This is a genomic window from Pantoea sp. M_9, assembly GCF_008631385.1.
Taxonomy (GTDB): Bacteria; Pseudomonadota; Gammaproteobacteria; order Enterobacterales; family Enterobacteriaceae; genus Pantoea; species Pantoea eucrina.
In genome coordinates, this window is sequence record NZ_VWUF01000005.1 from 63,900 (window position 1) to 90,407 (window position 26,508).

Sequence of the window (26,508 nt, forward strand, 5' to 3'; positions counted from 1 at the left end):
GCGTTTTTTTTGGTCAGAGTCAGGCGCGGGAGAGCAGTCGCTGGCTCAGCAGGCCGCCAAAGACATTGATCAGCAGACCGGCAACGATTACCGCTGCGCCCAGCAGCTCCTGCGCGGTCAGCGCCTCATCCAGCACAACGGCCGCGCTGATAATACCCACCACCGGCACCAGCAGCGTCAGCGGCGCGACGCGCCAGGTTTCATAGCGGCTCAGTAGCCGGCCCCAGATGCCATAACCGATGATAGTGGCGATGAAAGCCAGATAGATTAGCGCCAGGATAGTCTGCAGTGAGATCCCCTGCAGGCTGTGCACGATGAGCGCGCTGCCTTCAAACCACCAGGAGCAGACGAAAAAGGGAATAACCGGCACCAGCGCGCTCCACACCACCAGCGACATCACCGGCACGCGGTGATTGCGCAGAATGATTTTATTGGTGATATTGCCCAGCCCCCAGGAGGCCGCCGCCGCCAGCGTCAGCAGCATGGTTGTCAGGGTAATGCCACCTGCCGTCTGGCCCGCCATACCGGCGCTGGCGAGCAGATACATCCCCAGGGTCGCAATCACGATGCCGGTAATATGATTCCAGCGCAGCTTCTCAGCCAGCAGCAGCGCGCCGAGCAGCAGTGTGAAGAACGCCTGCGCCTGCAACACCAGGGAGGCTACTCCGGCAGGCATGCCAAGCTTGATGGCTAAAAACAGGAAAGCAAACTGCCCGAAGCTGATCGTCATGCCATAGATCACCAGCCAGCGCAGCGGAATAGCCGGACGCTTTACAAACAGCAGGGCCGGAAACGCCACCAGGGCAAAGCGCAGTCCCGCCAGCAGAAAAGGCGGCATGCCCTGCAGCCCGAGTTTGATCACCACAAAATTGACGCCCCACGCCACAACGACGCACAGCGCTAACAGCATATCTTTCACGGACATAAGGGCTTCCTGTTCTCAGGCTGTAGCCGGTTTCGGGCGGTTAAATCTGGTTTCCGTCTGCGGGGCAGGTGACGCTTTCGGCCTCGCGGACCGCGCGCTCCAGCTCCTCCGCCAGGATCCGGACTGCTTGCTCAATTTTCGCTGCTTCCGGTACATAGTTCATGCGCATGCACTGATGCGTATGCGGCCACGCCTGCTCCAGCCCCGGGAAGAAGAAGTGGCCCGGCACCATCAGCACACCGCGCGCCTTGAGACGCTGATAGAGCACTTCGGTGGTGATGGGCAGATCGCGAAACCAGAGCCAGAGGAAAATCGCCCCCTCCGGTTTATGAATCAGACAGCGATCTTCCGGCAGGTAGCGACGCAGGATCGCCAGCGTCTCTGCCACCTTAGCCTGATAAAACGGCCGGATAACCTCATCAGAGAGGCGCAGCAGATCGCCGCGTACAATCATTTCATTTGCCAGCGCCGGACCAATGCTGCCGGGCGCCAGGCTGATAATACCGTTCATATTGCCCAGTGCGCCGATGGTGCTCTCATCGGCAATAATGATGCCGCAGCGTGCGCCAGGCAGGCCGAGCTTGGAGAGGCTCATGCAGAGAATGGTGTTGGGATTCCACAGCGGGCGCGCTTCGCTGAAAATAATACCGGGGAAGGGTACGCCGTAGGCGTTATCGATCAACAACGGCACGCCGTGCTGCTGTGCCAGCGCATCCAGCTGCAATAGCTCATCGTCAGTAACCACATTGCCGGTCGGATTGGTCGGGCGCGAAACGCAGATCAGCCCGATATCCTCATGCAGCGGCAGATGGTCGAAATCGACATGATATTTAAACTGCCCCTCTGGCAGCAGCTCGATGGTGGGCTTCGCTGAAACAAACAGCCCCTCTTCGAGGCCGGCGTCAGCGTAACCGAGATATTCCGGCGCCAGCGGAAACAGCACGCGCTTTTTACTGCCGTCGGCGCGGTGTCCGGCAAACAGATTAAACAGGTAGAAAAACGCGCTCTGGCTGCCGTTGGTCAGCGCAATATTTTGCGCCGTAACAGGCCAGCCAAACTGCTCGCGCAGCAGGGTGGCAAGCGATGCCAGCAGCTGCGCTTTGCCGCGCGGCCCGTCATAGTTGCACAGCGCCTCACTCAGCGTGCCATCTTTATGCATCTGCAGCAGCAGCTGGTCAAAATAGTCGTTCATTGCCGGGATCTGTGCCGGGTTACCGCCGCCCAGCATGATGGTGCCGGGTGTGCGCAGTCCCTCTCCCATATCTTCCATCAGACGGGAGATACCGGTGGGTTGCGTAAATTTGTCGCCGAACTGAGAAAAGGACATAGGAAGTAAAAATTTTGTGAAAGCGAATGGAGAAAACCACCATAACGCCCGCCGCTGGCGGGCGCAATGGCTAAAGCGGTCGCATCAGCGCAGAACCTGCGGGTTAACGCAGTTTTTATCCGGTGTACCGATCAGCGCAGCAATCAGGTTTTCAACCGCATCACGCGCCATGCCGTAGCGCGTCTCATGCGTGGCTGAACCAATATGCGGCAGCGTTACCACGTTTGGCAGGGTAAGGATCTCTGCCTCAGCGGGAACGGGTTCCACCTCAAAAACGTCCAGTCCGGCCGCCAGCAGGGTACCCGCTTTCAGCGCTGCCGTCAGCGCCTGCTCATCCACGACCGGGCCGCGACCCGCATTGATCAGAATTGCGCCGGGCTTCATCAGCTGCAGCTGCGCGGCACCAATCATATGGTGCGTCTGTTCGGTGAGCGGCAGACTGATGCAGACAAAATCACTCTCTTTCAGCAGCGTCTCCAGATCGCAGGCGCGGGCCTGAAAGCGGCTCTCCGCTTCTTCATGCTGACGACGGGCGTTATAGAGAATATTCATACCAAAACCGAAGTGGGCGCGCTGCGCCAGCGCCAGGCCAATACGGCCCATGCCTAAAATCCCCATGGTTTTGTGGTGAACGTCGGTGCCAAACAGATCCGGACCGATGCTCTTTTTCCAGTTGCCTTCTTTAACCCATTTATCCAGCTCGGCCACACGGCGTGCGGTGCTCAGTACCAGCGCCATCATGGTATCCGCGACGGTCTCGGTCAGGACCGTCGGGGTGTGCATCAGCAGCACCTTGCGCTGATTCAGCGCGTCAACGTTAAAGTTGTCATAGCCGACGGAGACGGTGGAGCAGGCGCGCAGCGCCGGCATCTGCGACAGCAGTGCGTCATCGACTTTGCCGCCGGAACCGATGATACCTTCTGCCTGCGCAAACGCGTCCGCATGCTGGTGTACCGTTTCCGGTGAAACATCTTTAACTTCGGTAACGCGAAAATGCGTATCGAGCTGGCGGCGCAGATCGTCAGGCAGGCTTTTGTAGAGGATCACAGCAGGTTTCATGAATCGCTTCCTGTAGAAATAGGTGACGGGCGACAGGGGCCGCCCGGAGAAGTCATCTCTTACGCTTTCAGGCGTGCTTCGCCCCATGAATCGGCGGCGTTTTGTTTGCGGCGGGCTTGACGATCAGCGTCAGCCAGACCGAAACCAGCAGGGCTGAACCCATGAAGATATAAGATGCGGCCGGGCTGCCGGTTGCTCCATTAAGATAGCCGACAATCCATGAACCGATAAAGGAACCCAGCGCCCCCATGCTGTTAATCAGCGCCATGGCACCCCCCGAAACGTTGCGCGGCAGCATTTCCGGAATGATGGCAAAGAACGGACCGTAAGGGGCATACATCGCTCCGCCGGCAATCACCAGCAGCGCATAGGAGAGCCAGAAATTGCCCGGACCTACCAGATAAGAGCCAAGGAACGCCAGTGCGCCAATCAGCAGCAGCGGCCAGACAAACAGTTTACGGTTTTGCGTTTTATCGGATGCCCACGACACCACCACCATGGCGATAGTGGCGACCAGGTAAGGCACCGCTGAGAGCCAGCCCGCTTCCACCATACCCATCTGCGTGCCGTTACGCAGAATGGAAGGCAGCCACAGCACAAAGCCGTATACGCCAATACTCCAGGCAAAATACTGCATGCAAAGGATGATAACGTTGCGATTGCGAAACGCTTCGCTGTAGTTCCGCACCGCTTTGATATTTTCCTGCTCTTTCTGCAGCTGCGCCTGCAGCGCGGCTTTTTCCTCATCGCTCATCCATTTGGCCTGCGCTGGTTTATCCTGTACCAGGAACCACCAGGCGATAGCCCAGATCACCGCCGGAAAACCTTCGATGATGAACATTTCACGCCAGCCAAAAGCGTTGATCAGATAGCCGGATACCACCGACATCCACAGCACGGTAACCGGGTTGCCGAGGATCAGAAAGGTATTGGCACGCGAGCGCTCCGATTTGGTAAACCAGTTACTGATGTAGATCAGCATTGCGGGCATCACGGCCGCTTCCACCACGCCGAGGATAAAGCGGATCGCTGCCAGCATCGGAATATTGCTGACGACCCCGGTCAGCGAAGCGCAGCCGCCCCACAGGATCAGGCACCAGAAAATCAGTTTTTTTACGCTGCGGCGCTCGGCATAGATAGCACCGGGGATTTGAAAGAAGAAGTAGCCGAGAAAAAACAGCGCGCCCAGCAGCGATGACATGCCTTTGGTAATGCCGAGGTCGTCATTAATGCCTGCGGCAGAGGCGAAGCTGAAGTTCGCCCGGTCCAGATACGCCAGACTGTAGGTGATAAACACGATGGGCATGATATACCACCAGCGTTTTGGCGCGATTGTCTGCGATTTCATGCGTGACTCCTCTGGTTGAGGCGGGCACATTCCGTGGATGCGCCTCAGAATAATAGTGTTGTAAGGTAAGTAGTATCGTGCCGGCGCAGTAACTCAGTAATCACCCAGCGCCGCGCGGGTGGGTAAACCTTCGCTGTCTCCCGCTACCTGAATAGCGAGCGATCCGATCTTATTGCCGCGCAGAATCGCCTGCGGCAGCGTTTTACCTTCCAGCAGGGCGCTAATCAGGCCTACGGCAAAGCCATCGCCTGCGCCTACGGTATCCACCACGTTGTCGACCAGCACCGGGGCGACAACGCCTTTTTCGCCCTGTGCCGTTTTATACCAGGCGCCGTCGCAGCCGGTTTTAATCACCACCGCTTTTACGCCCTTATCGAGGTAGAAATCAGCAATCGCTTCCGGCTGGCGATAGCCGGTCAGGATATAGCCCTCTTTTTCACCCGGCAGCACCCAGTCGGCATACTCTGCCAGCGCATTAAGCTGCTGGCGCATCTCTGTTTCGCTGCGCCACAGCACCGGACGCAGATTGGGATCGAAAGAGATCGTTTTGCCCTGTGCCCGCATTGTCTGCGCTGCATACTGCAGCAGCGCCAGCGATGAATCAGAGAGCGCAGCGGCCACGCCGCTCAGATGAAGATGGCGCGCGCTGCCAAAATAGTCCGGATTAAAATCGTCCGGCGAGAGGTGGCTTGCCGCCGATCCTTTGCGGAAATATTCCACTTCCGGATCGGAGCCGTCGTCGACGCGCGCTTTCAACTGAAAACCGGTACGGTAGCGGGCATCCGTGGTCACACAGCGGTGATCAACGTTCTCTTTTGCCAGCTGCTGCAGCGTGAAACGTCCGAAGCTGTCATCTCCCACGCGGCTGACCCAGCCAACCTGCAGGCCAAGACGCGCCAGACCGATGGCAACGTTCAGTTCGGCGCCGGCAATACGCTTGATAAAGCGCTCTGCCGCCGCGAGATCGCCGGTTTGCTGCGCGATAAACATCGCCATCGCTTCGCCAATGGTGACGACATCAAGTTGAGAAGGTTGTGTCATGGCAGGCTCCTTACGCGGCACGCAGCAGGTCAACATAGTGGCGGGTTACCGCCAGCAGATCGCCGCCTTCCAGCGGAAACTCAATACCGCGCGGTGCGTCTGCGGGCAGGGCGTGCAGCAGCGTGCGCCAGCTCTCATCCGCATCATCAAGGGCAATCGCCCGGAATGTGTCGCGATGCGCAATGGCCGCTTTAACGTGCACATAGCTGACGTAGCGGCTGAGCTGATGAGCAGCCTGCAGCGCATCCTCGCCGGTCCAGAGCCAGTTCCCCATGTCAAACGTCATATCCAGCGGCAGGGCGGCGTCGCAGGCGTGGTGAAAAAAGCGCAGCATGGGCGCCAGCGTACTGTCAGCGGTCTGATCGTTCTCAATCACCAGCGTCACGGACGTTGACGCCAGAATTTCTACCAGCTGGCGGTCAGCCAGCTGAACGAAGTGGCCAATAGCGAGTTTCAGTCGCTGCGCGCCGAGCTGCTCCGCTTCGTGGAAAAACTGTGCCAGTCGTGGGTTGAGTGCGCCATCTGCCAGCCACAGCGATTCCGGGACGGAGTAGCTGACCCGCAGCGACTGTTCACGCGCCGTCTGGCCCAGCTCCGGCAGCTGCTGCAGCTCAGTGTCGCTGAACAGCTCGCGTCGAATCTCAACGCCATCAGCGCCGGCCGCTTTGATCAGCGGCAGCAGGCGGCTCTGCCCGCCAAGCTCGGCAATTTTATGCGCGCCGTAGGCGGCGGTCACTACAATAATTTCTGGTCTCATCACGTCTCTCCGGGCACCAAACTGCCTCCCAATCGTTGAGAAAACGTTAGATGGAACCGGTTCCAAAGGAAAGACGCAGACTGCGGATTTATGATCCTGCTCACGAAGTCAGCATTCGCTTCTGCGATCAGCGTAGCGGCTGGCTCGATCCGCGCACGATCAGCTCGCCGGAAAAAACCTGATCCCGTATCGGTGCATCGCTGCCGTCAATGCGGGTGATCACCTGCTCCAGCGCCGCATAGCCAATCTGCCAGGTGGGCTGACGCAGCGTGGTAATGCCAACGCCGGCCAGCGCCGCCCACTCCAGTTCATCAAACCCCAGCAGGCCGATATCTTTACCCCAGACCAGCTCCAGGCGCTGGAGCGCCCGGGCTACCTGCAGCGTCAGGGCACCGTTGGCGGCTACCACGGCGACGCGTCTGCCGGCATGCCGCTGGTAAAAGTCCAGCAGCGCCCGATCCAGAGGTTCTGGCTGGTGCAGCGGCACTTCCGCATTCTCCGCGATGGCGTCCGGCGCGGCGCCTGCGGTGGCAAAAAAGGCGCGCAGGCGTTCGCGGCGGGTATTGACGCTGCCCAGCGGCTCGCTGAGAAACAGCAGGGCGTTATAGCCGTTATCCAGCAGATGACGCGTGGCGTTGCAGGCTGCCTCCTGGTTATTCAGCCCGACAACATCGCAGGCGAAATCAGGAATTTTGCGGTCGATCAGCACCATTGGCAGCATCGACTGCTGCAGCCGGTTGAGCACCACTTCATGCATGCCGACCGCATTAACCACAATGCCCTCAACCTGATAGCTGCTCAGCAGCTGCAGATAGTGCTGCTCCAGATCGACCTCATTATTGGTGTTGCACATCAGCAGCGTAAACCCGCGGGCGCGGCAGGCCGCTTCAATGCCGCTCAGCACATCCACGGAATAGGGATTAGTGATATCTGCAATGATCAGGCCAATTAATCGCGTACGGCCGCGCTTCAGGCCGCGCGCCATCTGGCTGGGACGATAATTCAGCGCGTCAATCGCCTGCTCAATACGGGTTTTCAGATCGGGCGAAAGGAGATGTTCTTCCCCGTTCAGATAGCGGGAAACACTGGTTTTACCGGTATTTGCCGTGCGGGCAACATCGCTGATTGTGGCGCGTGGTGGCCTGGTTTTCATTACATATTCCTGAAAAGTTAAATCAGGCGAAGACTATCACAGCACGCGCGGCGCGCCATCATCAGGCGTCAGCAGCCAGGCGCAAAACCGGCTGCCAGAGTCTCTGCAGTTCGGTGACCGGCCTGTCTGCCAGCAGCTGCAGCACCATCTCCGCCACACATTCGCCGATGCGCTGCTGAGAGATCTGCAGGATCACATTAACCGGATGGTCGATAATCGAGTCATGAGGCAGACCGTCATAGACGTAGAGTGCGATCGCATGCGCACCGGAGAGCCGCTGCTGCTGCTGAAGCGCAATGGCTGCACCCTCGCCGAGCGTGCTGCAGTCGGTGATAATGGCCTGCGGAGGTGCAGGGTGACGCAGCCAGGCGAGCGTCTGCTGCAGGCCGGCACGGCGGGTGGGCGGCAGTGCCGCAACAAATTCTGCAGGCTGTGCGGCATCCCGCAGCGTATCGAGAAAGCCGCGGCGGCGATCGAAGATATAGGTGCCCGGCTCATCGGTACCGAGCCAGGCAAGACGCGTCAGCCCCTGCTGCAGAGCATGCCGCGCCGCCAGCTGCGCCCCCGCGTAGTTATCGTAGTCAAACCAGGCGTAGGGCTGCGGCAGCTCGCTGCGGCCGAGGGTAAGGAAGCGAAACCCTTTCTGCTGCAGGCGTTGCAGGCGAGCGTCGTGCGGGGTGGTATGGGTAACGATCAGCGCATCGAGTGCGCCGCTGCGCAGCATGCGCAGTAAATTGCGCTGCTGATCGCGCGGTTTATCCGGCAGCAGCAGCAGGTCGATATCCTGACGCGCCAGGCACCGATCCAGCGTCAGCAGCATTTCACTGTAGTAGCTGTCGTTAAGCGAGGCGGTACTGACGGGTAATACCAGCCCGACGGCGTTTGCCCGACCGGTTTTCAGGCGGCGTGCCGCAATGTTTGGACGATAACCGCGACGGCGTGCTTCATCCTGAATGCGTTGCCGGGTTGCTTCCGCCACGTCGTCGTAGCCGTTCAGCGCGCGACTGACGGTGGTAACAGAGAGGCCAAGGGCGGCAGCGATCGCTTTGAGTGACATGGGCGTATCCGACCGGTTGAGTTTTTGTCACGCTGGTATAAGCCAGTGTAGTCTTCAGAAAGCGGAGGCAGTATATACTGTTTTCTGGAAGGGTTTCCAGTTATTTCCGGAAGGGGTCAGAAAAGCGGCCTGCGGGTGCAGGCCGGCAGGCTGTTTAGTTCAGCGGACTGAGGGTGATCTCAACGCGACGGTTCTGCGCTTTACCCTCTTCAGTATTGTTGCTGGCAACCGGGTTATCCGGTCCCATGCCCTGCGTGCGCAGGCGATTCTGCGCGACGCCCTGCAGCACCAGTGCGCTGGCCACACTTTCGGCACGCTGCTGCGACAGACGCATATTCAGCGCGCGTGAACCGGTGCTGTCGGTATAGCCGACAACGTTAACGGCGGTTTTCGGATACTCTTTCAGCACCATCGCCACGCCGCTCAGGGTGTTGGCACCGGCCGTTTTCAGCGTTGCGCTGCTGGAGTCAAAGGTGACATTGTTTGGCATATTCAGAACAATATTGTCGCCCTGACGGGTTACGCTAACGCCCGTACCGCGCATTTTGTCGCGCAGTTTCGCTTCCTGAACATCCATGTAATACCCCACGCCGCCGCCCAGCGCCGCACCGGATGCCGCGCCAATCAGCGCGCCCTTTTTACGATCTTTTTTCGAGGAGGAGAGCACGCCTACTCCCGCACCGACTACGGCACCCAGACCCGCACCAATTCCGGACTTACCCGCCTGCGATTCGCCGGTATAAGGATTGGTAGTACAACCCGACAGCGCAAGGCTGCCGCTTACAAATAAGGCCAGCGTCAGAGCACGCTTTTTCATCATCAGTCCCTCAATATACTTATGGGTAACAGTCCCGGAAAGCCACTATTATGCCGTTCAAAGATGGGGAAATTCGTGAGGCCGAATCTGAAAATGTAAGTTTTTGCGTTAAAGATTATCGGGATGGCGAAAACAGGTAGTTTGATGATCGTTAATCAGCCCGCAGGCCTGCATAAATGCGTGGCATATTGTCGGGCCGATAAATTTGAAGCCGCGCTGCTTCAGGGCCTTAGAGAGTGCCAGAGCGGGTTCGGAAGTGACCGGTGCCTGCCGGTAATCGGCATAATGGTGCAAAATGGGGCGATCGTTCACGAATGACCAGATAAAGCGGGAAAAATCTTCGCCTGCTGCTTCCAGCGCCAGCAGGGCGCGTGCGTTCTGCACAATCGCTTCCAGCTTGCCGCGATGGCGGATCACTCCGCTCTCCTGCATCAGACGGTCTATATCCGCTTCGTCCATTCGCGCGACGGTGGCCGGATCGAAATCATGAAACGCCCGGCGGTAATTTTCGCGCTTTTTCAGCACGGTGATCCAGGAGAGACCCGCCTGCTGCCCTTCAAGGCAGAGCATCTCAAACAGGGCGCGCCTCTCTCGCTGCGCAACCCCCCATTCACGGTCGTGATAACTCACGTAAAGCGGATCTGCGGTTACCCAGCCACATCGCTGCATGCTCTGCTCCCTGTTTCTGCTACGAACGTTCAGCGGCAAGGCTGAAAACCGGCACCAAATGAGAAGCGCGATCAGTCGGGTGAAATATACTAAGCACGCTAATTATTTTATCATTTGGTTACATTATAATGCGTGAACATATTACTCTTATTAGCCGCGAGATGGCGGCCTTTCTCATCAGTGGATCGCTTCTGGTTTTCTGTATGGCGATGGTATATATCGACGTCGCCTGGATGCACAACGCATTACACGAAACGTCGTTTACTGAAATCACGCAGGCCGTGATGCTGACTCTGCTGGCTGCGCTGTTCTTCCGCGCCGCGTCGCAGCGACCGGAGCAGCGCAGCGCGCTGATTCTGGTGGGTGGATTCTACAGTTGCATGCTGATACGCGAACTCGATTATCTGTTTGATCTTATCCGGCACGGTGCCTGGCTCTGGTTTGCGCTGGCGACCACCGCCGCGTCACTGGCGCTGGCGCTGCGTACCCCGGCGCAGATCCTGCCTGGCCTCGCTGCGCTGCTGCAGCACCGCAGCTGGCAGATGATGGCCGCAGGCTTACTGGCCATACTGGTCTTTTCCCGGCTGTTCGGTATGCATCAGCTCTGGCAGCAGCTGATGCTGGAGGGGTATAACCGGGTCGTAAAAAATATGGCCGAAGAGGGCTGCGAACTTTTTGGTTACTCTCTCTGCCTTATCGCATCGCTGCGCTATCTGTGGCAGCCGCAGGCGTCTCTGTCCCGCGATGGCGTCTCGCCTGTGCTAAGTCGCGCTGCACGCTAATTCCTGCCTTTTATGACGATCCCCGGTGCTAAAACAGGTACACTGTCTCTCTGGCGCCGGGTTATCTGGCGCCCCGAAATGCTCAACGTCAGGTCTCTTCATGTCCGTAAAAATCTTATCTTCAACGCTGGCCGGGCTGGACAGCTTCTGCCGCGATCCGCTTGCCGCTCTGCATCAGGCCGATAACGGTACGCTGGCCGTGCTGCAGGATAACGCACCCGCTTTTTATGCGCTGACGCCGCAGCGGCTGGCAGCGCTGCTGGCGCTGGAAGCGGCAGCCCGGCAGCCCAGCGATGTCGCGCTGGATGACACTCTGTTTCAGCCGGATAGCGCCGCGCTGGCTATCCCGGCGGGTAAGTTTGCCATGTATCAGGGCTGGCAGCCCGACAGCGACTTTCAGCGTCAGGCCGCCATATGGGGCGTGGCGCTCAGCGAGCCGGTGACGCCCGCCGAGCTGGCCACCTTTGTGGCTTACTGGCAGGCAGAAGGGCGGCCGTTTCATCATGTGCAGTGGCAGCAGAAGCTGGCGCGCAGCGTGCAGATGCATCGTGCCGGCAATGGGGGCCAGCCAAAGCGCGATATTACGCGTATCGACAATACTGATTACGATATTCCCGATGGTTTCCGAGGTGAGTAATGAAAACGCCGACCGATCTTTTCAATCGCCTGAAAAAAATCATGCCGAAAGAGGTGCAGCCGAAATTCAAAAATGGCGCTGAGCTGCTGGCGTGGAATCAGGAGCAGGGCCGTCTGCGCTCAGAAGCGATAGTGCGTGAGAACCGCGCCATGAAGATGCAGCGCATCATGGGCCGCTCCGGTATTCGCGAACTGCATATGAACTGTTCTTTTGACAACTATCGCGTAGAGAATGACGGGCAGCGCAAAGCGCTGACGCTGGCGCGCGAGTACGCGGCCGGATTTGAAAACAGTATTGCCAGCTTTGTGTTTACCGGCCGGCCCGGCACCGGAAAGAACCATCTGGCGGCGGCGATCGGAAATGATCTGATCATTCGCGGCAGGAGCGTCCTGATTGTGACAGTGGCCGATTTAATGTCCAGCATGAAGGGTACATTCAGCGGCGGCAGCGATATCACGGAGGAGCGGCTGCTGCAGGATCTTACTCAGGTTGATCTGCTGGTGATCGATGAAATCGGCATGCAGAGCGAATCGCGCTATGAAAAAGTGATTATTAATCAGATTGTTGATCGGCGCTCCTCTTCAAAGCGCCCTACCGGCATGCTCTCTAACCTTGACCCGGCGGGAATGAACAGCCTGCTGGGCGAGCGCGTAATGGACCGGATGCGGCTGGGAAACAGCCTGTGGGTCCGCTTCGACTGGGAGAGCTACCGCAGCCGCGTGCGCGGTGATGAATATTGATAGCTGAAACGGGTAAACTGCGTGGCGGCCTGTGCGCTCGGGCGATGCCGGGCTGCTAAACTGAACCGTATTTCATCCTCAGGTGAAGACGCCATGAAAGCAGCCGGTAAAGGACCAGCGGTACTTCGACTGAATAATCTGAAGCGGGTCATGACGCAGCTGCGCTCCACCCGCATCACCTCCCGTCAGGACATCGCCCGGGCGCTGGATCTGAGCAAAAATACGGTTTCACTGATCATTGACGACCTGCTGGCGCAGGGGCTGGTGCGCGAGCTGGGCCCGGTCAGCGTGGCGGCCGCAGGACGCCCCAAAATTGAGATCGCCCTGCGGCCGGAAAAACTGAAAAGCGCTGGCATCATGGTCGCGCGACAGACGATCCACTGGCAGGTACGCGACTACTTCTCACAGGTTATTGCGGAACAGACGTGGCGCACCGAAACGGCCGCACCGGAGCGGCTGCTGCAGGAACTGGCTGAAGTGTGTCAGACATTATGCGCCGCGCATCCTGAGCTGACAGGGATTGCAATTGGTCTGCCGGGCATTATCGATTCACAGCGCGGCTTTGTGCACTTCTCTGCACCGCTTGGCTGGGAGAACGTGGCGGTGCTGGCACCGCTGCAACGCTGCGTCAGCCTGCCGCTGCTGGTGCTCAATAACGTCAAGGCCGCCGCGCTGCTCTCTGTACAGCAGCTGCAGCTCAGTAAGGCGCAGAGCCATTTTTATCTGCGTATTGCGGAGGGCGTGGGCGGCGCGCTGATCGATCGCGGCGCGCTGTTTACCGGCAGCAGCTGGACCGCCGGTGAAATCGGTCATCTGCGGATGCAGCGCGAAGGTCCGCTCTGCAGCTGTGGCCACCGGGGATGCCTTGAGACGCTGATCGGTCAGCCCGCCATTCAGCAGCAGCTGAGTAAACGCAAGCCGGGCCTGCGCTGGCAGCAGGGTGAGAGTGAACCTTCACTGTTTAATCCGCTGATGAACGAAGCGGGCGAGCATCTTGGTTTTGCGCTGAGTCAGGTCATACAGCTGGTTAACCCGGCCTGTATCATTATTGACGCGCCGTGGAACAGCTCAGCTGTTTTCAGGGAGGCCGTAAAGCAGACGATGCAGGCCGGTACGCTGGCGTTCACCCATGCGCATACGACGCTCCATTTTCTGACGCAGCGCCTTGAGCCGGCCCAGGGGCTGGCACTGGCGGTTATTACGCAGTATGAGCAGGCAGATTATTAACGCCGTGCACCATTCTCTTTACCCCACCGCAGGTCAGGCCACCCGAAGGTGGCCTGCTGGCTGATTCAGTCGCGGGCAGCAGCCGGCGGTACGATAGAAGGCGGTGTGTGATGCGCCCGCTTCAGGAAACGGCTCTCCAGCAGGGTCCATGAGGTCCATGCCAGCGCCAGAGTGATGACGATGGTCAGCAGCAGGCCAGCAAAGGCGTTAGCGCTGAATACACCGAAGTGCTGCAGTACCTGAATAATCGGCCAGTGATAAAGGTACATGCCATAAGAGAGATCGCCAAACTGGCTGATTTTTATCTCACGACACAGACTGGTACAGCAAAAAATCACCACTGAAGAGAACGCGACCGGCTCAATAAGAAATGCATACTCGCTGCGTTTGCACAGCAGCCATGCCGCCATCGATACCAGCGTAATCAGCTTCAGCCGATCAAAAGCGGGCTTGTGTATCGCCAGCAGGCTGCCAAAGAAAAAGTACGAGGAGAGGGCGACAAACTGCTTCGCCAGCGTATCTGCTTTGGGGCCGCTATAGACAGAGGTGAAATAGAAGAACCAGGCGCAGGAGATGATGAAAATGGCGCCCCAGACTTTCAGCGGATTACGCTTCATCAGCGGAACGATAAACGGTAACAGCACATAGAGCGTCAGTTCTGCTTTGATTGTCCAGAGTGAGCCATCCATCGGCTGGTTTGGATTATCGGTAAACACACCCGGCAGCGAAGCCTGAATAAAATTCAAAAAGGTAAAGTTTGCCACCAGGTACTTAATAGTTTCACGATGTTTCAGAAAATCCATTAGCGGCAACGTTGTCAGACACAGGCCAATGGTAAAACACATCAGGATAACAAATATATAAGCGGGCAGGATGCGCTGGGCGCGCTTAATAAAATAAGAATTCAGTGAGCGGCTTCTTAAGTAACTTTTTGCAATAAGAAATCCGCTTATTGCAAAAAATCCTTTCACAGCAAAATCGCTATTCAGATAATGTGCAAGGAAACGAATATCGGCATTTCTGGTGACTTCAGCTGAGTGTACCAGCAAAACGATAAAGGCGAGCGAAAGCCTGACAATATCAAAATTATTTTTTTCGTTCATATCAGCATTCTTTTTAATGGGATAACTACGCGCTGTAATACTAATTAAAGCGCCTGTGCCGGATGGTGTTCTGATTAAAAGCGTTAAGCTCTGCCGCGGCAGATGTAAACTATTAGAGTTTTAAACGATAGAAAAATCAAGCGATGTATAAGCGCGGCAAGATATTCAGAATTTCCCTGGCATAGTGGAAAACAGCGGTTATAAATAAAAAACGCTAACCAGTTGGTTAGCGTTTTTAACAATTAACGGAACAGCTGGAAGCTGCGCGAAACCTCGTAGCCGACGATCGATTGCTTACTGGCCATGGTGTTGTAGTAGAGATAGTAGAGCACCATCAGCACGGTTATCGCTACGGCGATGACCTTTCTCAGCTTTTTGGTTTCCCAGATACAGAGTGAAATCAGCACCGGTTCAACCTGCAGCAGGTAGTTTGCCAGGCGGCCACCAGAGGCGTAGTCCTGCAGCGCCATACGCAGGCCACTGCCGATGGCAAACGTAATTGCCAGAATATAGTAAGTGTTAAATTTTGCCGGGTCGGCGTTTCTGATTTTATCGCTCAGCAGCATGTAGCTGAAGATAAAGACAAAGCCAATGTTCTTCAGGTTCGAGAGCGTGAGAATACCCTGCTCCTGACGCGACTCTGCATCGGCATAGCCCATGGCCCTGTCGCCCAGAGAACCCAGATGGCTGGAGAGCGCGGAGATCAGTGCTGAGCTGCCCATAAAGGCCAGCGGCAGGCTGATAACGACGATCGCAATCGGCACATATTTGTTTTTGCGGATAATCATCGCTATCGGAATAAGCAGCGCGACAATGGCCGTGGCGTGGCAGAAAAACGACAGCAGAAACGTGGTCACCATACCCGATTTACTGCGACGCGACATATGCCAGACAAAGCCGAGCAGAAACGCGGAGCAGAGACCAAAGCGGATCTGGTTCATATCTTTGTTGATAAACAGGTGCGCCGAGTAGACGGCCAGTGCGACCAGCGGCAGCGGCGTCAGCTTGCGGAAGTAGTGCGCGTTAACGCATACCGCAATGAAGGCGATAACAAAGATAAAGATGTCAGCATTGGCCGTAAATATGCGCGTTGCACCGGCAATCGCATAAATAGCAGGCTCATAGCGAAACTCGACCACAGCGCGCCAGAAGCCTTCGATAACAATTTTATCGAGAAACTGTGCATAGAAGTCGCGATACTGGAAGTCATCAAGGCCGGTTCCCAGGCCACGGATGCCGCCAAAAGTAAAAAGTACTACAACAGCAATAAAATAAAGCCACGTCCTGATATGTGCTGTGTTTTCATTTTTACTTAACATGATTTCGACAATTGCGACGAAAGTCAGGCTAAGACTTATGATCCAGTAAATTCCCATGGTCACAGATTCTTATAGTTTAAAATGCACTTATAACATAGGGCTATGTTTTGGTAAACATGAGAAAAGTCTAATTTTTCCTGGCCCGGTATTTTATCAGATTACTGCCGGGATTATTATTCATCCGCTTTCTGCTATTTTCAAATTCTGCTGCTGATATTTTTCCTTTTCAGAGAGTTGCCGATCCGCAGTGGGAAAGAAAAGGCCGAGGCTAAAGTGCGTTTGTAACTGTTTTTATTAATAATATGGAGCCAGAAGAATGATCCTTTTTCGCCTGATAAGCGCGTTTTTACTGCTTTATCTTCCGCTGGCCTTTGCCTCTAAGGAAATTCCTATCTGGCCGGGCGAAAACATAACACAGAATAAATTTATTAATTTCAGTAAAAACCCGGCTGATAATAATCGTGCCGTTACGCAGGTTAATTCGCCAGAAATGATTTATGTAGCGCCAGCGGGGAAAAATAATCACACAGCCGTGCTTATCATTCCCGGTGGGGGATTTTCTTATATTATGAAAGATCTTGAGGGGCTTAATATCGCCACGCTATTAAGTCGTCAGGGTTATACGTCCTTCGTTCTTCTTTACCGTATGCCGCACGACGGCACCGCACAGAATCGCCTGGCGGCCTTTGCGGATGCGCAGCGGGCACTGCGACTTATCCGGGCTAACGCCCCGCAATATCATATTGCTGCCGATCGTATTGGCGTGATGGGTTTTTCTGCGGGGGCTTATCTGGCCGCGAATCTCAGTAACGATCCGCAGGCTGATAACTATCCGGTACAGGATGCGCAGGACAGCGTCTCAGCCCGTCCCGACTTCACTGCCCTTATCTATCCGGTACTGTCGCTTAAGGATGGCGTAACGCATCCGGGCACGCGCGCCGCCATGTACGGCAAAAACATCAGCCCGCAGACCCTTCTGCAGCAGTCGCAGGAAGCGCGCGTCAGCGATCGTACGCCGCCGACGTTTCTCGTTCACGCGCTGAATGACGGCACGGCTTCAGCGCAGAATACGCTGCTGATGTTTGCCGCGCTGCGCGAGCATAAAGTGAAAACAGAAATGCACCTGTTCCAGCAGGGCGGGCACGGTTTCGGTACCGGACAAAAACTGAAGCTGCCGGTAAGAAACTGGCTGACGCTGTTTCATGACTGGCAGAACACGCTGACTGACCGGTAACAGCCAGCGTGCGCGATGAGCTCTGACGAGCCGGACAGCGCTTTCAGCTGACCAGTTGTCGCGTATCGATGCGCTTCAGCACCATCGCCAGCAGCAGGCTGCCCAGTAGCGTGACGCCAAACACCCACGGCAAATCGAGCCAGGGGCGTGACATATCGTCGTAATGGTGAGTACGCAGATAGTGAATAAACAGCGCGTGAAAACCATATACCGGCAGCGAATAGCGAGAAATGGTCGCCAGCAGCGGCAGCGGCCGCTGGTTCAGGCTGTTTTTAAACAGAACCAGCAGGCTGATGGCCGCGATAAAGACCAGCGGCCCGCAGTAGAGATACCAGGTGTCGTTAAAGGCGCCGTTGATTTTCAGCAGCTGCTTTGTACCGAGTGCAATACCCAGCACGCAGGCGATAAAAACGCCCCCCGCCAGCCAGCCGATCCGGCGGCCGCCCGTCTCCATACAGCCGATAGCGCGTCCGAGCAGGGCGTATAACAGGTAATAGATGCTGTCGCCACTGACATAGAGATTGACCGGCAGCCAGCGAAAAGAGCCCACTGACTGGCTGACCGTATTCGGGTTTGCCACCACCGCCAGCACGACCACCAGCAGCGCCACATAGCGTTTTTGCACCGTTTTGACCTGGATCAGCGGCGAAAGCAGGTAGATACCGATAATCGCAAAGAAGAACCACAGGTGATAAAACACCGGCTTCTGCAGCAGCTTCATGATGGATCGGCCTTCACTGATCGGCGTCAGCCAGGTGATATACGCCAGCGCGACCGCGCTGTAGAACAGCAGACAAAGCACAATGCGTATCAAATGCCGCGCCTGTGCGCTGCGCTCGCCAAAAAACAGGTAGCCTGAAATCATAAAGAACAGCGGCACGCAGACGCGCGAGGCGGCGTTCATCAGGTTAGCCACATCCCAGGTTATGCCGGTGACCGCCATCGGTCCGGTGATATACCAGGTCGTGGTATGGATCACGATCACCATCAGGCAGGCGACCGCACGTAAGTTGTCGATCCAGCTAATTTTTTGCGGCATGGGATCCTCGCGTACAGATGGTGCGAGGAAGGGTAGCCGCTGTGCCGCCACTCAACAACATCTGCCGCCGTAATTCAGAGCCCTCTGTACGGCAAAAGCGCGCGCGGCCCGCACAGCCTCAGGATTTCCGGCTGCACATTGCCCGGTCAAAGGGTATACTGTCGAACTCTTTTTAATTCACCCGTATCCCGTGCGAATTCAACATGCAAAAGTTTGATACCAAGACCTTTCAGGGCCTGATCCTGACCTTGCAGGATTACTGGGCGCGCCAGGGCTGCACCATTGTCCAGCCGCTGGACATGGAAGTGGGCGCCGGCACCTCACACCCGATGACCTGCCTGCGCGCTATCGGCCCGGAGCCGATGGCCAGCGCCTACGTGCAGCCTTCACGTCGTCCGACCGACGGACGCTATGGTGAAAACCCCAATCGTCTGCAGCACTACTATCAGTTCCAGGTGGTGATCAAGCCTAACCCGGACAATCTTCAGGAGCTCTACCTCGGCTCGCTGAAAGCGCTGGGTATCGATCCCACTATCCACGATATTCGTTTCGTAGAAGATAACTGGGAAAACCCGACGCTGGGCGCCTGGGGCCTCGGCTGGGAAGTGTGGCTCAACGGTATGGAAGTGACGCAGTTCACCTACTTCCAGCAGGTTGGCGGCCTTGAGTGCAAGCCGGTCACGGGTGAGATCACCTATGGCCTGGAGCGTCTGGCGATGTATATCCAGGGCGTGGACAGCGTCTACGATCTGACCTGGAGCGACGGTGCATTTGGCAAAACCACCTACGGCGATGTGTTTCATCAGAACGAAGTAGAGCAGTCGACCTATAACTTCGAATATGCCGACGTCGGTTTCCTGTTCAGCTGCTTTGAGCAGTATGAGAAAGAGGCGCAGCAGCTGCTGGCGCTGGAGAAGCCGCTGCCGCTGCCAGCCTATGAACGCATTCTGAAAGCGGCCCACAGCTTTAACCTGCTCGACGCGCGCAAGGCGATCTCCGTTACCGAACGCCAGCGCTATATTCTGCGTATTCGCACCCTGACGAAAGCCGTGGCGGAAGCCTACTATGCGTCACGCGAGGCGCTGGGTTTCCCGATGTGCAACCGTAATAAGTAAGAGGCAGCCATGACCGATAAAACTTTCCTGGTGGAAATTGGCACCGAAGAGTTGCCTCCGAAAGCCCTGCGCAGCCTGGCGGAAGCTTTTGCTGCACACTTTACTGCCGAGCTGGACAGCGCGGGCCTGACGCACGGCGAAGTCAGCTGGTTTGCTGCTCCGCGCCGTCTGGCGCTGAAAGTCGCAGCGCTGGCGGCGGCGCAGCCCGATCGCGAGATTGAGAAGCGCGGCCCCGCCGTCGCGGCTGCGTTTGACGCAGCGGGTAACCCGACCAAAGCAGCAGAAGGCTGGGCGCGCGGCAACGGTATCACGGTCGATCAGGCTGAGCGCCTGAGCACCGATAAAGGCGAATGGCTGGTGCATCGCGCCGCGGTGAAGGGTGAGCAGGCCAGCGCGCTGCTGCCGGCAATGGTCACTACCGCACTGAGCAAGCTGCCGATTCCAAAACTGATGCGCTGGGGCGCCAGCGATGTCCAGTTCGTGCGCCCGGTGCATACCGTGACGCTGCTGCTGGGAGACGAGCTGATCCCGGCCACTATCCTGGGCGTGCAGTCAGCGCGCACCATTCGCGGCCATCGCTTTATGGGCGAGCCGGAGTTTACGCTGGAGCACGCCGATCACTATCCGCAGCAGCTGCTGGCGCGCGGCAAAGTAATGGCTGATTACGCTGAGCGTAAAGCAAAAATCAAGGCGGATGCGGAAGCGGCTGCACAGCAGCTGGGCGGCGTCGCCGATCTCAGCGACAGCCTGCTGGAAGAGGTTGCATCGCTGGTAGAGTGGCCGGTGGTGCTGACCGCAACGTTTGAAGAGAAGTTCCTGGCGGTGCCGGCGGAAGCGCTGGTTTATACCATGAAAGGCGATCAGAAATATTTCCCGGTCTACAGCCCGGAAGGAAAACTGCTGCCGAACTTCATCTTCGTTACCAACATTGAGTCAGGCGATCCGCAGCAGATCGTGGCCGGTAATGAAAAAGTTGTGCGTCCCCGTCTGGCGGATGCGGAGTTCTTCTTCAACAGCGATCGCAAAAAGCGTCTGGAAGATAATCTGCCGCGTCTGGAGACGGTGCTATTCCAGAAAGAGCTGGGCACGCTGCGTGACAAGACCGACCGCATTCAGGCGCTGGCAGGCTGGATCGCCGCGCAGACTGGTGCAGATGTCAATCACGCGACCCGCGCCGGCCTGCTCTCCAAGTGCGACCTGATGACCAACATGGTGTTTGAATTTACCGACACCCAGGGCGTCATGGGTATGCACTACGCCCGTCATGACGGGGAAGCGGAAGATGTGGCGGTAGCGCTCAATGAGCAGTATCAGCCGCGCTTTGCCGGCGACGCGCTGCCTTCTAACCCGGTGGCCTGTGCCGTCGCGATTGCAGACAAAATGGATACGCTGGCGGGCATTTTTGGTATCGGCCAGCATCCGAAAGGCGACAAAGATCCCTTTGCGCTGCGCCGTGCCGCGCTGGGCGTGCTGCGTATTATCGTCGAGAAGAATCTGCCGCTCGATCTGCAGAGTCTGACCGAAGAGGCCGTGCGCCTCTACGGCAGCAAGCTGAGCAACGCGAAAGTGGTTGATGAAGTGATCGACTTCATGCTGGGTCGCTTCCGTACCTGGTATCAGGAAGAGGGCCACAGCGTTGATACCATTCAGGCGGTACTGGCGCGTCGTCCTACCCGTCCGGCAGATTTCGATGCGCGCATGAAAGCGGTATCGCATTTCCGCACGCTGGAGGCAGCCTCAGCGCTGGCGGCGGCTAACAAGCGCGTGTCGAACATTCTGGCGAAAGCCAGCGATCCGCTGAACGACAGCGTGCAGGCATCGCTGCTGAAAGAGAACGCGGAGATCCAGCTGGCGACCTTCGTCACTGCGCTGAGCGATAAGCTGCAGCCCTGGTTTGCTGAAGGCCGCTATCAGGATGCGCTGGTGGAGCTGGCACAGCTGCGTGAAGCGGTGGATAACTTCTTCGACAACGTTATGGTTAACGCAGAAGATGATGCCGTGCGCGTGAATCGTCTGACGCTGCTGGCACAGCTGCGTCAGCTGTTCCTGCAGGTGGCAGATATTTCCCTGCTGCAGTAAGCGGTAGCAGGCTGCGGTAACGAAAGGGACGAGCAATCGTCCCTTTTTTATTGCCGTTTAACCTGCCGGCGGCACGGTACGCGCGAAGCTCTCGCGCTGAAACAGGGTTTCCGCCAGCCTGACCAGCGCCGGGCGGTTTACACACCAGTTCGGCAGCACGCGGCGAAAATTCAGATAGCCAATCATACAGCCGGTCGCGATATCCGCCAGATTCAGGGTGCCGGTGTTGATCAACTCCGCTTGCGCCGCAGCCGCCTCCAGCGCATCCAGACCGCGCTGGATTTTTTCGCGGTTGCGCAGCAGCACCTCTTCAGACTGCTGCGCGCCGGGCCGCATCTGTTCCCGCACAATGGTCACCGCCGCGTCATTAATACCATCAGCCAGCTTTGCCAGCTGGCGTACCTGCAGCGCGCGCAGCGCATCATCAGGCAGCAGGGCGGGCGCTTCATCACGCAGTTCAATAACCTGAGCAATGACAGAAGAGTCGTACCAGGTTAATCCGCGCTCGTCGATCAGAGCCGGTACTTTTCCCAGCGGATTATAGTGGGGCACCTGGCTATCTTCGGCCCAGGGCGTATGGTTGATAAACTCAAATACGATGCCCTTTTCCAGCAGGATAACTGAAATTTTGCGCACGAACGGGCTGGTATAACTGCCTATCAGTTTCATCAAAGCCTCCGTATAAAACGCGGTACGTAGTAGTAACGCCCGGGCCAGCTATTCGCCGGGAAACATAAATGGATTCAGGCTACTGCGGGCAAACCCTTCCTGCTCCATGCGCGCATCCAGCACCAGCGACGCCAGGTCGTCGGCAACAGGCTCTACCGCCGGATCCCGCTCCTGGCAGAGCAGTTTCATATAGGTGCCGCAGTCGCCGCAGCTCTCTGCATGAACGGCAGCCTGGTGATTATCGAGCGACCAGACGTGCAGATCGCGCGTCTGCTCGCAGTTGCAGCATCTGTCACTGGCGACGTGCCACTCACTTTCGCACAGGTTGCAGTGCAGGTAGCGCAACCCTTCCTGCGCCACATCCATATGCACCAGACCGGTAACCGGAACGCTGCCGCAGACCGGGCAGAACTGCCGGTGATCGCCCTGTTCCGTCCGCACCTTGCCGGGTATCATGGCGGCCATCTGCGCCCAGTACAGCGACAGTGCTGCCCAGATAAAAGGCGATTTGTCGCTGCTGACCCGACTAAATTCCCCGGCCAGCAACGCGCCGGCAAGCGTTTCCAGCTCGCTGGCGGACGATTTTTCCAGGTTCTCCAGCACCGCCAGCGCCTGGCCGCTCATCTCCGGCTTGAGTTCTGCAATCAGTGAATGCAGCAGCTGCTGCCAGTGACGATCGCGCGGATAGTGGCGAATATCAAGCGGCGGCTCATTCCGCTGCGCGCTTTCTTCAAGACGCGGACGCAGATCGAGCCGCAGCGGATGGTCATACAGCACAATCTCCTGCGCCTGAGCGATCACCGCAGCAAAGCGCAGATAGTCGCCCAGCGGATTTTTTGCCGCCAGATGGCGCAGGCGGGCAGCGCGACGGCTATAGAGATTTTTCAGCCGGGGAAACAGCAGCGGCGGGATCTGTTCCGCGGTCTGCGGTTCGCGTGTTTCCGGCTGATTCTGCGGAATAATGCGAATACTCATCAGGGAACACCTCTATTTTCTGGCGATAACGCTGCCAACAATGAAAGCAGCACGACTACGCTGATGATAGCAGCCTGACGCTCAGGCGGCTGGCTGACGGACGATTAACTGCCGGTGACGGCAGCCGGAGGGAGAGGCGATTCTGTGACCGCTGCGGGCCGCAGCCAGAGGGCCAGCACATAAGTTGAAGAAAAATTTTTGGCCGACGTTCATGCTCAGCCTCTGAACCGGCAGCCGGTATAGCGTCCAGGCCGTGAGGCCCGCCGCTTTCGATGAGTGCAATAAGAGACAGATAACGTGACAGCAAAACAGCAGGCAGGTGAGCAACCTGTGAAAACGATCGCTGGCGTAAGCCAGGCTGAAGTGTGGCAGCGCCGGACGCCGGAAACGGCCGAAACTGACTGGCTGGCACAGGAGGTGCCGGTAGCGCTGGTCTACAACGGCATCTCACATGTGGTCATGATGGCAACGCCTGACAACCTTGAGGCATTTGCGCTGGGTTTCTCGCTTTCAGAGGGGATTATTGAACAACCGGCTGAGATCTATGGCATCGATGTGGTGCCGGGCTGCAACGGCATTGAAGTACAGATTGAACTCGCCAGCCGCCGGTTTATGGCGTTAAAAGCGCAGCGCCGGGCGATGGCGGGGCGAACCGGCTGCGGCGTCTGCGGCGTTGAGCAGCTGGATCAGATTGGTAAGCCGCTGCAGCCACTGCCTTTTACCCAGACGTTTGACCTGGCTCAGCTGGATAGCGGGCTGGCGCGGCTGCGCGACTATCAGCCGGTGGGCAATCTTACCGGCTGTACGCACGCGGCTGCCTGGCTCTCACCAGAGGGATTGCTGCCGGGCGGCTGTGAAGATGTCGGGCGGCACGTTGCGCTGGATAAGCTGCTGGGGCTGCGCAGTCAGCAGGGATGGCAGCAGGGCGCAGTACTGGTTTCCAGCCGCGCCAGCTATGAGATGGTGCAGAAGTCCGCCATGTGCGGCGTGGAGATCCTGTTTGCGGTCTCGGCCGCCACCCAGCTGGCGGTAGAGGTAGCGCAGCGCAGCAATCTGACGCTGGTAGGCTTCAGTAAGCCAGGACGGGCAACGATCTATACCCACCCGCAGCGGCTGCGCTAGCCGGTTGAGGCCGCTGAACCGCAAATCCTTATGATTTCTACGGCATTGATAACCCTTTTATGGATCATGATTTTAACTATAATGATCCCACTGCTTACGCGGCACACTGGTAAGGTGATGCTGCAAAACATTAAATGGAGAGGAAGAACATGAGTTATTCACTGCCATCCCTGCCGTACGCCTACGACGCACTGGAACCGCACTTCGACAAGCAGACGATGGAAATCCATCACACCAAACACCACCAGACCTACGTAAACAACGCTAACGCAGCGCTGGAAGGTACCGAATTCGCCGATCTGCCGGTTGATGAGCTGATTACCAAACTGGATCAGCTGCCAGCAGACAAAAAAGGCCCACTGCGCAATAACGCTGGCGGCCACGCTAACCACAGCCTGTTCTGGAAAGGTCTGAAAACCGGCACCACGCTGCAGGGCGATCTGAAAGCGGCGATCGAAAAAGATTTCGGTAGCGTTGAGAAATTCCAGGAAGAGTTTGAAAAAGCAGCGGCTACCCGTTTCGGCTCTGGCTGGGCGTGGCTGGTGAAAAAAGGCGACAAACTGGCTGTGGTTTCCACCGCTAACCAGGATAACCCGCTGATGGGCGACGCGATCGCCGGTGCGTCTGGCTTCCCAATCATTGGTCTGGATGTGTGGGAGCACGCTTACTATCTGAAGTATCAGAACAAGCGCCCTGACTACATCAAAGCGTTCTGGAACGTAGTGAACTGGGACGAAGCAGCAGCGCGTTTTGCTTCAGCAAAATAATCAGCGCGGATTTCTGCGTAAAAAACCGGTGCGATGTCGCCGGTTTTTTTTATCTGCGTCACGGCAACCTAAACCCCGGCTAAACAGCAAACCGTTTAGTGCCGGCGGGGCGGGGTCATTAACGAATCGTTGAAGCGGCTGTGCTTAACATTGCAGCAGGTTTTTTCGAGACGTTAAGCTCCTTATGACAACAATTACCCACACTGAATCGGGCAATCTCTCTTCTTCAGCGCTGTTTTTTCCGCTGATCAGCGGCAAACTTCGCCCTGATAATCTCTGGCACAGCGGCCGCTTTCGTACCAAATTTGCGTTGCGATCGGCGCTCTATCCGTTTACCACGCTGACCTACTTGCAGCAGCTGGCACAGCTGCCCTTTTTGCCGCAGCTGATGGCCAGCCAGGGCCTGCTGCCCGCTAAACCGCATCGTCCCTATCTCTGTTCGCGGTTTAACGTGGCGCAGCGCGCACGCGCTATCGTGCAGCACTACCAGCATGTTGCACAGCTGGATAATCCCGCTCTGCGTCAGCTGATGCTGAATCCGGCCGGGACGCCTGTTGCACAGCTCAGCGGTAAAAATGAAGAGCAGTTTACGATTGCCTGTAGCTCCGGCTATTACGATCGCGAAGGTGAGCTGACGCTGACGCTGCACTATCAGAATATGCTGCTGGCCTCCCTCTCATTCTCGCTGATTGGCGAGCCGCAGCGGTGTACGCTGTTTATTGGCGGACTGCAGGGGCCGCGCAAGCATATTCCGTCGGAGGCGATCCGCGAAGCGACCAAAGCGGCGCACGGTCTGTTTCCCAAGCGCGTGCTGATGGAAGCGCTGTTTCTGCTGGCAGAAGCGTGTGGAGCAGAAGCGATAGCCGCCGTTGGCGACACCACGCATGTGTTTCGCAGCCTGCGCTATCGACACAGTAAAGGGGATAAGTTTTTTGCCAGCTACAGTGAGTTCTGGCTGTCGCTGGGTGGCGAGGAGCGGGCCGACGGCTGCTTTACGCTGCCGCTGCAGATGGAGCGCAAAGCGCTGGAGGAGATAGCCAGTAAAAAGCGCGCCGAATATCGCCGGCGCTACACGCTGCTCGACAGCCTGAAAGAGCAGGTTCAGCAGGCCGCCGGCTGCGCTCAGTGCGCAGACCGTGCAGCCTGAACAGCCTCAGAACGGCTGTTTTGCGTAGCCGGTCATGACTTTCAGACCCATTTCACGTCCCAGCGCGGTCATCGGATGCACCACAACCAGGCCGCGCACGCTTTTCTTCAGCGCACCCATGTTGGCCTGCTCTTTTTTCGTGATTTCACGGCTGAACGGCAGCTGCTGCAGCTGCTGCGCCTCTTTGCTCAGCTTTTCATCACGTACGCCGCGCAGACGTTCAATCTCCTGCACCAGCGTCTCTTTCTCTTTCAGCAGCGCACCCAGCTTTTCAGCGTCACCCGCTTCCAGCAGCTGGGGTTCTTTGCGGTTCAGTGCGTCCAGCTGATCGCTGAGGCGTTTGATCTCGGCTTTGACTTGTTCTTTCATTGGAAAAACTCATTAAGGAAAACAGGGAAAG

26 protein-coding genes are annotated in these 26,508 nt (G+C 57.3%); 10 read left to right on the forward strand and 16 right to left on the reverse strand.

Annotated elements, in window-relative coordinates; genetic code table 11:
* Positions 1–19: 19 nt before the first annotated feature.
* The 10 genes from F3I15_RS10150 to F3I15_RS10195 all read right to left on the reverse strand — a co-directional run bounded on the left by F3I15_RS10150 (position 20) and on the right by F3I15_RS10195 (position 10,153).
* Positions 20–925, reverse strand: a complete 906-nt coding sequence (locus tag F3I15_RS10150; RefSeq protein ID WP_150017816.1) for an EamA family transporter — start codon at positions 923–925, stop codon at positions 20–22.
* Between the two features lie 40 nt (positions 926–965).
* Positions 966–2,252, reverse strand: a complete 1,287-nt coding sequence (locus F3I15_RS10155; RefSeq protein ID WP_150017817.1) for a valine--pyruvate transaminase — start codon at positions 2,250–2,252, stop codon at positions 966–968.
* Positions 2,253–2,336: 84 nt separating this feature from the next.
* Positions 2,337–3,311, reverse strand: a complete 975-nt coding sequence (gene ghrB, locus F3I15_RS10160; protein ID WP_150017818.1) for a glyoxylate/hydroxypyruvate reductase GhrB — start codon at positions 3,309–3,311, stop codon at positions 2,337–2,339.
* A 67-nt stretch (positions 3,312–3,378) separates the two neighbouring features.
* Entirely contained in the window at positions 3,379–4,659 is a 1,281-nt protein-coding gene (locus tag F3I15_RS10165; RefSeq protein ID WP_150017819.1) for an MFS transporter, read from the reverse strand.
* A gap of 93 nt (positions 4,660–4,752) precedes the next feature.
* Positions 4,753–5,700 (reverse strand): sugar kinase, encoded by a 948-nt coding sequence (locus F3I15_RS10170; protein WP_150017820.1) that lies wholly within the window; start codon positions 5,698–5,700, stop codon positions 4,753–4,755.
* A gap of 10 nt (positions 5,701–5,710) precedes the next feature.
* Positions 5,711–6,457: a sugar phosphate isomerase/epimerase gene (locus F3I15_RS10175; RefSeq protein WP_150017821.1), complete on the reverse strand. Its 747-nt coding sequence runs from the start codon at positions 6,455–6,457 to the stop codon at positions 5,711–5,713.
* A gap of 127 nt (positions 6,458–6,584) precedes the next feature.
* Positions 6,585–7,610, reverse strand: a complete 1,026-nt coding sequence (locus F3I15_RS10180; RefSeq protein WP_150017822.1) for a LacI family DNA-binding transcriptional regulator — start codon at positions 7,608–7,610, stop codon at positions 6,585–6,587.
* A 61-nt stretch (positions 7,611–7,671) separates the two neighbouring features.
* Positions 7,672–8,667 carry a LacI family DNA-binding transcriptional regulator gene (locus F3I15_RS10185; protein ID WP_150017823.1) on the reverse strand — a complete coding sequence of 332 codons (996 nt, stop codon included), beginning with the start codon at positions 8,665–8,667 and terminating at the stop codon, positions 7,672–7,674.
* A gap of 154 nt (positions 8,668–8,821) precedes the next feature.
* A complete protein-coding gene (locus F3I15_RS10190) occupies positions 8,822–9,484 on the reverse strand; it encodes an OmpA family lipoprotein (RefSeq protein ID WP_150017900.1) in 663 nt (220 codons plus the stop codon).
* A gap of 108 nt (positions 9,485–9,592) precedes the next feature.
* Positions 9,593–10,153, reverse strand: coding sequence for a DNA-3-methyladenine glycosylase I (locus F3I15_RS10195; protein WP_150017824.1), 561 nt, complete (start codon positions 10,151–10,153; stop codon positions 9,593–9,595).
* 128 nt (positions 10,154–10,281) lie between these two features.
* Here F3I15_RS10195 and F3I15_RS10200 point away from each other — a divergent pair, with 128 nt between their 5' ends.
* The 4 genes from F3I15_RS10200 to F3I15_RS10215 all read left to right on the forward strand — a co-directional run bounded on the left by F3I15_RS10200 (position 10,282) and on the right by F3I15_RS10215 (position 13,539).
* On the forward strand, positions 10,282–10,935 hold the full coding sequence (locus F3I15_RS10200; RefSeq protein ID WP_150017825.1) for a hypothetical protein: 654 nt from the start codon (positions 10,282–10,284) through the stop codon (positions 10,933–10,935).
* 100 nt (positions 10,936–11,035) lie between these two features.
* Positions 11,036–11,572 carry a primosomal protein DnaT gene (dnaT, locus tag F3I15_RS10205; RefSeq protein WP_150017826.1) on the forward strand — a complete coding sequence of 179 codons (537 nt, stop codon included), beginning with the start codon at positions 11,036–11,038 and terminating at the stop codon, positions 11,570–11,572.
* Complete coding sequence (gene dnaC, locus F3I15_RS10210; protein ID WP_150017827.1) at positions 11,572–12,312, forward strand: DNA replication protein DnaC; 741 nt, start codon at positions 11,572–11,574, stop codon at positions 12,310–12,312. The genes dnaT and dnaC overlap by 1 nt, the downstream gene beginning before the upstream one ends.
* Before the next feature lie 93 nt (positions 12,313–12,405).
* A complete protein-coding gene (locus F3I15_RS10215) occupies positions 12,406–13,539 on the forward strand; it encodes an ROK family protein (RefSeq protein ID WP_150017828.1) in 1,134 nt (377 codons plus the stop codon).
* Between the two features lie 65 nt (positions 13,540–13,604).
* Here F3I15_RS10215 and F3I15_RS10220 read toward each other — a convergent pair whose 3' ends face one another.
* Both F3I15_RS10220 and F3I15_RS10225 read right to left on the reverse strand, forming a co-directional pair.
* Positions 13,605–14,642, reverse strand: a complete 1,038-nt coding sequence (locus F3I15_RS10220; protein ID WP_039381595.1) for an acyltransferase — start codon at positions 14,640–14,642, stop codon at positions 13,605–13,607.
* A gap of 242 nt (positions 14,643–14,884) precedes the next feature.
* Complete coding sequence (locus F3I15_RS10225) at positions 14,885–15,961, reverse strand: EpsG family protein (RefSeq protein WP_223810705.1); 1,077 nt, start codon at positions 15,959–15,961, stop codon at positions 14,885–14,887.
* Positions 15,962–16,451: 490 nt separating this feature from the next.
* Between F3I15_RS10225 and F3I15_RS10230 the strand changes: the two genes are divergently transcribed.
* Positions 16,452–17,195, forward strand: coding sequence for an alpha/beta hydrolase (locus F3I15_RS10230; RefSeq protein ID WP_370513342.1), 744 nt, complete (start codon positions 16,452–16,454; stop codon positions 17,193–17,195).
* A gap of 43 nt (positions 17,196–17,238) precedes the next feature.
* On the opposite strand, the gene F3I15_RS10235 is transcribed toward F3I15_RS10230, so the two are convergent.
* A complete protein-coding gene (locus F3I15_RS10235; protein WP_150017831.1) occupies positions 17,239–18,234 on the reverse strand; it encodes an acyltransferase in 996 nt (331 codons plus the stop codon).
* A 203-nt stretch (positions 18,235–18,437) separates the two neighbouring features.
* Between F3I15_RS10235 and glyQ the strand changes: the two genes are divergently transcribed.
* Complete coding sequence (glyQ, locus tag F3I15_RS10240; protein ID WP_150017832.1) at positions 18,438–19,349, forward strand: glycine--tRNA ligase subunit alpha; 912 nt, start codon at positions 18,438–18,440, stop codon at positions 19,347–19,349.
* Between the two features lie 9 nt (positions 19,350–19,358).
* Positions 19,359–21,428: a glycine--tRNA ligase subunit beta gene (gene glyS / locus F3I15_RS10245; RefSeq protein WP_150017833.1), complete on the forward strand. Its 2,070-nt coding sequence runs from the start codon at positions 19,359–19,361 to the stop codon at positions 21,426–21,428.
* Positions 21,429–21,485: 57 nt separating this feature from the next.
* On the opposite strand, the gene F3I15_RS10250 is transcribed toward glyS, so the two are convergent.
* Together F3I15_RS10250 and fdhE are read right to left on the reverse strand one after the other, a co-directional pair.
* The gene (locus F3I15_RS10250) at positions 21,486–22,097 is read right to left on the reverse strand and encodes a glutathione S-transferase (RefSeq protein WP_150017834.1); all 612 of its coding nucleotides are present in this window, start codon (positions 22,095–22,097) and stop codon (positions 21,486–21,488) included.
* A 48-nt stretch (positions 22,098–22,145) separates the two neighbouring features.
* Complete coding sequence (gene fdhE, locus F3I15_RS10255) at positions 22,146–23,072, reverse strand: formate dehydrogenase accessory protein FdhE (protein WP_150017835.1); 927 nt, start codon at positions 23,070–23,072, stop codon at positions 22,146–22,148.
* 297 nt (positions 23,073–23,369) lie between these two features.
* Here fdhE and fdhD point away from each other — a divergent pair, with 297 nt between their 5' ends.
* The 3 genes from fdhD (at position 23,370) to F3I15_RS10270 (ending at position 26,108) form a co-directional block, all read left to right on the forward strand.
* Positions 23,370–24,194: a formate dehydrogenase accessory sulfurtransferase FdhD gene (fdhD, locus tag F3I15_RS10260; RefSeq protein ID WP_150017836.1), complete on the forward strand. Its 825-nt coding sequence runs from the start codon at positions 23,370–23,372 to the stop codon at positions 24,192–24,194.
* A gap of 149 nt (positions 24,195–24,343) precedes the next feature.
* Entirely contained in the window at positions 24,344–24,961 is a 618-nt protein-coding gene (gene sodA / locus F3I15_RS10265) for a superoxide dismutase [Mn] (protein WP_039381619.1), read from the forward strand.
* A 184-nt stretch (positions 24,962–25,145) separates the two neighbouring features.
* On the forward strand, positions 25,146–26,108 hold the full coding sequence (locus F3I15_RS10270; protein WP_150017837.1) for a VirK/YbjX family protein: 963 nt from the start codon (positions 25,146–25,148) through the stop codon (positions 26,106–26,108).
* Positions 26,109–26,114: 6 nt separating this feature from the next.
* On the opposite strand, the gene F3I15_RS10275 is transcribed toward F3I15_RS10270, so the two are convergent.
* Positions 26,115–26,477 carry a YibL family ribosome-associated protein gene (locus F3I15_RS10275; RefSeq protein ID WP_065647847.1) on the reverse strand — a complete coding sequence of 121 codons (363 nt, stop codon included), beginning with the start codon at positions 26,475–26,477 and terminating at the stop codon, positions 26,115–26,117.
* Between the last annotated feature and the right edge of the window lie 31 nt (positions 26,478–26,508).

Bases quoted from the DNA above. Each gene is read 5' to 3' on its own strand.
- F3I15_RS10215 (WP_150017828.1), top strand. From the start codon at position 12,406: ATGAAAGCAGCCGGTAAAGGACCAGCGGTACTTCGACTGAATAATCTG.
- ghrB (WP_150017818.1), bottom strand. From the start codon at position 3,311: ATGAAACCTGCTGTGATCCTCTACAAAAGCCTGCCTGACGATCTGCGC.
- F3I15_RS10180 (WP_150017822.1), bottom strand. From the start codon at position 7,610: ATGAAAACCAGGCCACCACGCGCCACAATCAGCGATGTTGCCCGCACG.
- glyS (WP_150017833.1), top strand. From the start codon at position 19,359: ATGACCGATAAAACTTTCCTGGTGGAAATTGGCACCGAAGAGTTGCCT.
- F3I15_RS10275 (WP_065647847.1), bottom strand. From the start codon at position 26,477: ATGAAAGAACAAGTCAAAGCCGAGATCAAACGCCTCAGCGATCAGCTG.
- F3I15_RS10155 (WP_150017817.1), bottom strand. From the start codon at position 2,252: ATGTCCTTTTCTCAGTTCGGCGACAAATTTACGCAACCCACCGGTATC.
- F3I15_RS10220 (WP_039381595.1), bottom strand. From the start codon at position 14,642: ATGAACGAAAAAAATAATTTTGATATTGTCAGGCTTTCGCTCGCCTTT.
- F3I15_RS10165 (WP_150017819.1), bottom strand. From the start codon at position 4,659: ATGAAATCGCAGACAATCGCGCCAAAACGCTGGTGGTATATCATGCCC.
- glyQ (WP_150017832.1), top strand. From the start codon at position 18,438: ATGCAAAAGTTTGATACCAAGACCTTTCAGGGCCTGATCCTGACCTTG.
- F3I15_RS10225 (WP_223810705.1), bottom strand. From the start codon at position 15,961: ATGTTAAGTAAAAATGAAAACACAGCACATATCAGGACGTGGCTTTAT.
- F3I15_RS10190 (WP_150017900.1), bottom strand. From the start codon at position 9,484: ATGAAAAAGCGTGCTCTGACGCTGGCCTTATTTGTAAGCGGCAGCCTT.
- F3I15_RS10195 (WP_150017824.1), bottom strand. From the start codon at position 10,153: ATGCAGCGATGTGGCTGGGTAACCGCAGATCCGCTTTACGTGAGTTAT.
- F3I15_RS10200 (WP_150017825.1), top strand. From the start codon at position 10,282: ATGCGTGAACATATTACTCTTATTAGCCGCGAGATGGCGGCCTTTCTC.
- sodA (WP_039381619.1), top strand. From the start codon at position 24,344: ATGAGTTATTCACTGCCATCCCTGCCGTACGCCTACGACGCACTGGAA.
- F3I15_RS10185 (WP_150017823.1), bottom strand. From the start codon at position 8,667: ATGTCACTCAAAGCGATCGCTGCCGCCCTTGGCCTCTCTGTTACCACC.
- F3I15_RS10175 (WP_150017821.1), bottom strand. From the start codon at position 6,457: ATGAGACCAGAAATTATTGTAGTGACCGCCGCCTACGGCGCGCATAAA.
- F3I15_RS10230 (WP_370513342.1), top strand. From the start codon at position 16,452: ATGATTTATGTAGCGCCAGCGGGGAAAAATAATCACACAGCCGTGCTT.
- F3I15_RS10150 (WP_150017816.1), bottom strand. From the start codon at position 925: ATGTCCGTGAAAGATATGCTGTTAGCGCTGTGCGTCGTTGTGGCGTGG.
- dnaC (WP_150017827.1), top strand. From the start codon at position 11,572: ATGAAAACGCCGACCGATCTTTTCAATCGCCTGAAAAAAATCATGCCG.
- F3I15_RS10270 (WP_150017837.1), top strand. From the start codon at position 25,146: ATGACAACAATTACCCACACTGAATCGGGCAATCTCTCTTCTTCAGCG.
- dnaT (WP_150017826.1), top strand. From the start codon at position 11,036: ATGTCCGTAAAAATCTTATCTTCAACGCTGGCCGGGCTGGACAGCTTC.
- fdhE (WP_150017835.1), bottom strand. From the start codon at position 23,072: ATGAGTATTCGCATTATTCCGCAGAATCAGCCGGAAACACGCGAACCG.
- F3I15_RS10250 (WP_150017834.1), bottom strand. From the start codon at position 22,097: ATGAAACTGATAGGCAGTTATACCAGCCCGTTCGTGCGCAAAATTTCA.
- F3I15_RS10170 (WP_150017820.1), bottom strand. From the start codon at position 5,700: ATGACACAACCTTCTCAACTTGATGTCGTCACCATTGGCGAAGCGATG.
- F3I15_RS10235 (WP_150017831.1), bottom strand. From the start codon at position 18,234: ATGCCGCAAAAAATTAGCTGGATCGACAACTTACGTGCGGTCGCCTGC.